The following is a 4,681-nucleotide window of genomic DNA, read 5'->3' as shown; positions in this document are numbered from 1 at the left end:
AAGAACAGGCCGTGGCCCAGGCTCAGGATGCCGGTGTAGCCCCAGATCAAGTCCATGGCCAGCGCGCAGATGGCGTAGCACATGATCTTGCCCAGCAGCGCCACGGCGTAGTCGGACAGGTGCAGCGGGCTGCCCGCAGGCACCCACAGGTTGAGCAGTGGCGCCACCGCGCACACCACGATCAGCGCGGCGGCAAAGGCCGACCAGCCCGTGCGCGTGAGCAGCGGCGCCGGGGCCGGGAGCTGCAACGCGGGCACGGCAACGGCGGCGGCAGGGGTAGAGGGAGAAGAGGAGGTGGTCATGGTCAGGCTTCCGCGCTGCGGCCTTTCATGGCAAAAATGCCTTGGGGGCGCTTCTGGATGAAGACGATGATGAGCACCAGCACGGCAATCTTGGCCAGCACGGCGCCCATCCAGCCTTCGAGAAATTTGTTCAGCACGCCCAGGCCCAGCGCTGCGTACACCGTGCCCGCCAACTGGCCCACGCCGCCCAGCACCACCACCATGAATGCATCGACGATGTAGCCCTGGCCCAGGTCAGGCCCCACGTTGCCCACCTGGCTCAGTGCGCAGCCCGCCAACCCGGCAATGCCCGAGCCCAGCGCGAAGGCGTAGGTGTCGATGCGCGCGGTGTTCACGCCCATGCACGCGGCCATGGGGCGGTTTTGCGTCACACCGCGCACAAACAGGCCCAGCCGCGTCTGGCTGATGAGAAAAGCCACGCCCGCCAGCACGGCAAAGGCAAAGACGACGATGAGCACGCGGTTCCAGGGCAGTTGCAGGTTGTCCATGAGCTGCACGCCACCGCTCATCCAGGCGGGGTTTTCTACGCCCACGTTTTGCGCGCCGAACACGCTGCGCACCAGCTGTTGCAGCACCAGGCTGATGCCCCAGGTGGCCAGCAAGGTCTCCAGCGGGCGGCCATACAAAAAGCGGATCACGCTGCGCTCGAGCACCGCGCCCATCAGCGCCGAGGCGCCAAACGCCACCGGCAGTGCCGCCACCAGGTACCAGTCAAAGGCGCCGGGCAGGTATTTCTGGAACAGGCCCTGCACCACGTAGGTGGCGTAGGCGCCCACCATCATCAGCTCGCCGTGCGCCATGTTGATGACGCCCATCAGCCCGTAGGTAATGGCCAGGCCCAGCGCCACCAGCAGCAAGATGCTGCCCAGGCTCAGGCCCGAGAACAGCGCGGCCAGCTTCTCGCCCCATTGCAGGCGCCCTTCCACGGCGGTCAAGGCCGACTGCATGGCGGCCTTGACCTTCGGGTCGGCCTCCTGGCGCAGCTGCTCCAGCAGCACGGTGCGTGTGGCCGGGTTGCCGCTGTGGGCCAGGTACTGCGCGGCCTCCAGGCGGCGCTCTGCGCTGGGGCTGGCCAGCAGGATGCGGGCGCGGATGGCTTCGAGCTGCGCTTGCAGGCGGGTGTCTTTTTCCTGGGCCAGGGCTTTTTCTATCAGGGGCAGGCGCGCTTCGTCGGTGTCTTCTTTCAGCGCCTCGATGGCGGCACGGCGCTGGGCCGCGTCGGGCGAGAGTAGTTGCAGCGCGGCCAGGGCGGCGTCGAACTCGCCACGCATGCGGTTGTTGTTGACGATGTCTTCGGCGTCGTCGGGCACGGGCACTGGGGCGCCGGTCACGGGGTCGGTGCCCTGGTCGCCCTGCATGACGATGGCGCGATCGCCCGCCACCTTGACGGCGTCGTCGGCCATGGCGCGGATGAAGGCCAGCGTGGCGTCGTCGGGCGTGGCCGTGGCGCGTTGCAGGGCGGCGATGCGCTCGTCGGTATCGCCTGCGGCCATGGCCCGCGCCGCCTCGGGCGTGAGGGCGTGGGCCTGCACGGCTGCGCACCAGAGCAGCAGGCAGACAAACCAGCGGTAAAAGATTCTGGAAGGCATGGAACGGGGGCGCACTGCGCGGTAGGTGTCATGTGTGCGCCGAACACAGCCCGGGGCACAGGGGCGGGCGCGCGGTGCGCCCTCGTCCGGCCCGGCCCCCGCTGCAACGCGGGCGCCGGGGCCGGTGGCTGTCACATTGCGGATTTGCCTTGTGGCTCGTCCTTCTTCTTGTCGTTGCCTTCGATGTAGGGCGACCAGGGCTTGGCCTTGACGGGGCCGGGTGTTTTCCAGACCACGTTGAACTGGCCGTCGGCCTTGATCTCACCGATGAACACGCTCTTGTGCAGGTGGTGGTTCTTCTCGTCCATCTTGCTGACGATGCCGCTGGGCGCCTTGAAGGTCTGGCCCGCCATGGCGGCAATCACCTTGTCCACATCGGTGCTCTTGGCTTTTTCTACGGCCTGCTTCCACATGTGGATGCCGATGTAGGTGGCCTCCATCGGGTCGTTGGTCAGCGGCTTGTCTTTGTGGCCCGCAATGTTCTTGGCCTTGGCGTAATCGCTCCACTGTTTGATGAAGGCCGCGTTGGTCGGGTTCTTGAGGGACATGAAGTAGTTCCACGCCGCCAGGTGGCCCACCAGCGGCTTGGTGTCCACGCCGCGCAGTTCTTCCTCGCCCACGCTGAAGGCGACCACGGGCACGTCCTTGGCCTTCAGGCCCGCGTTGCCCAGCTCTTTGTAGAACGGCACGTTGGAGTCGCCGTTGATGGTGGACACCACGGCGGTCTTGCCACCCTGGCTGAACTTCTTGATGTCGGCCACGATGGTCTGGTAGTCCGAGTGGCCAAACGGCGTGTATTTTTCGTCGATGTCGCTGTCTTTTACGCCCTTGGATTTCAGGTAGGCGCGCAGGATTTTGTTGGTGGTGCGCGGGTACACGTAGTCGGTGCCCAGCAGCACCCAGCGCTTGGCTGCGCCGCCGTCCTTGCTCATCAGGTAGTCCACCGCCGGGATGGCCTGCTGGTTGGGCGCGGCGCCGGTGTAGAACACGTTTTTCGACAGCTCTTCGCCCTCGTACTGCACGGGGTAGAACAGCAGGCCGTTCATCTCTTCGACCACGGGCAGCACCGATTTGCGGCTCACCGATGTCCAGCAGCCAAAGATCACCGAGACCTTGTCCTGGCCCAGCAGCTGCTTGGTTTTTTCAGCGAACAGCGGCCAGTTGGAGGCCGGATCGACCACCACGGGTTCGAGCTGCTTGCCCAGCACGCCGCCCTTGGCGTTGATTTCGTCAATGGCCATCAGCACCGTGTCCTTGAGCACGGTTTCCGAAATGGCCATGGTGCCCGAGAGGCTGTGCAGGATGCCGACCTTGATGGTGTCGGCGGCGTGGGCGGGCAGGGCAGACAGGCCCGCCAGGGCCATGGCGGCGGTCAGTGCCTTGAGGGTGGATCGACGTTGCATGAGCGGCTCCAGGGAGTGAAAGGGTGGTGGTCGCTGTGTCTGCCGCGCTGTTTGTTCTTTGCGGCAGTCTTGTCAGCGATGAACCGATTCTGGAGACACCCCTGTGCCCGGCCAATACGCCAGGTGGCGTACTGGCGCTGTCCGGGCGGGGCGCAATACGCCACAGGACAGCGCTAGTTTGCTATTTTTTCGATAGCTGCTGGCGCTTTACCAGATTGGCCTCAAGGCCAAAATGATCCCAATAGAGCCGGGGCCTCTGGTAGCGGCCCCGGCGGGTGCTGCCCGGCGCACAGCCGGTCAGCGAAACCAGTCTTCGTCGGGCAACCTGGCAAAGGTGCGGCGCAGCCCCTCGCCCCAGCCCCGGCTCAGTTTGAGGAAGTAGGGGTCGTCTGCGGTGATGCGGTGCGGCGCTGCCGGGGCAAAGGAGTCGGTGCGGTAGAGCAGCATGTCGATGGGCAAACCCACCGACAGGTTGCTGCGGATCGTCGAGTCGAACGAGATCAGCGTGCACTTGGCGGCTTCTTTCAGCGAGGTGTCGTGGCGCACCACGCGGTCGATGATGGGTTTGCCGTATTTGGATTCGCCAATCTGGAAATACGGCGTGTCTTGCCCCGCTTCAATGAAATTGCCCTGGGCATAGACATGGAACAGGCGCGGCTCCTCGCCCCGAATCTGCCCGCCCACCAGAAAGTTGCCGCCAAAGTCCACCCCTTGCCCCAGGCTTTGGGCATTGGCATCGCGGGCCACGGTTTCCTTGACGGTGCGCCCCACCAGCTCGGCCACGTCGTACATCGAGGCGCGGTTGAACAGGTGTTCGCCCTCGGGCGTGCCCTTGTGCGCCAGCCGCTGGCGCAGCAAACTGACCACGCTTTGGGTGGTGGCCAGATTGCCCGCGCTCAGCAGCGTGATCAGGCGCTCGCCGGGCACTTCAAAAATGTTCATCTTGCGGAAGGTGGCGATGTGATCGACCCCGGCATTGGTGCGCGAGTCCGAGGCAAACAACAATCCGGCATCCAGCCGCATGGCAACACAGTAAGTCATGGTGAGAGAGAAAGAAGGAGAAGGCGCGTTGAACCGGCGCGATTATCCGCGCCAGCGTTCACTGCTGGCCCGCCTGGGCGCCGTGGCTGACCTGCACCGCCGTGTGCAGCTGCTCCACCCCCCCGCCCAGCCGCATGCCGCGCACCGGACAGGCATCGGCGTAGTCGGTGCCGATGGCCAGGCGCACATAGCGGCCATCGGCCAGGCATTGGTTGGACACATCAAAACCCAGCCAGCCCTGGGGCAGGCGCACTTCGGCCCAGGCGTGGCTGGCCACATGCTCGGTATCGGCCGCCAGATAGCCGCTGACGTAGCGCGCGGGCAGGCCCAGCAGCCGCGCACAGGT

At 65.5% G+C, this 4,681-nt stretch carries 4 protein-coding genes and 1 pseudogene; all 5 read right to left on the bottom strand.

The features are described from left to right. A pseudogene (locus PHX69_RS15335) lies at positions 1 to 302 on the bottom strand (urea ABC transporter permease subunit UrtC); the annotation flags it as partial. 2 nt (positions 303 to 304) lie between these two features. Then, positions 305 to 1,891, bottom strand: coding sequence for an urea ABC transporter permease subunit UrtB (urtB, locus tag PHX69_RS15330; RefSeq protein ID WP_288044892.1), 1,587 nt, complete (start codon positions 1,889 to 1,891; stop codon positions 305 to 307). A gap of 131 nt (positions 1,892 to 2,022) precedes the next feature. Next, positions 2,023 to 3,294, bottom strand: a complete 1,272-nt coding sequence (gene urtA / locus PHX69_RS15325; RefSeq protein WP_119013251.1) for an urea ABC transporter substrate-binding protein — start codon at positions 3,292 to 3,294, stop codon at positions 2,023 to 2,025. Between the two features lie 297 nt (positions 3,295 to 3,591). Next, the gene (locus PHX69_RS15320) at positions 3,592 to 4,335 is read right to left on the bottom strand and encodes a proteasome-type protease (protein WP_288044890.1); all 744 of its coding nucleotides are present in this window, start codon (positions 4,333 to 4,335) and stop codon (positions 3,592 to 3,594) included. 58 nt (positions 4,336 to 4,393) lie between these two features. After that, positions 4,394 to 4,681: transglutaminase-like domain-containing protein (locus PHX69_RS15315; protein ID WP_288044888.1), on the bottom strand; the 288-nt coding region annotated here is incomplete at its 5' end.

This window comes from Simplicispira sp. (assembly GCF_028687295.1).
GTDB classification, from domain to species: Bacteria; Pseudomonadota; Gammaproteobacteria; order Burkholderiales; family Burkholderiaceae_C; genus Simplicispira; species Simplicispira metamorpha.
Note: the sequence above shows the minus strand (reverse complement) of the source record. Positions and strands in the feature narration are given on the sequence as shown.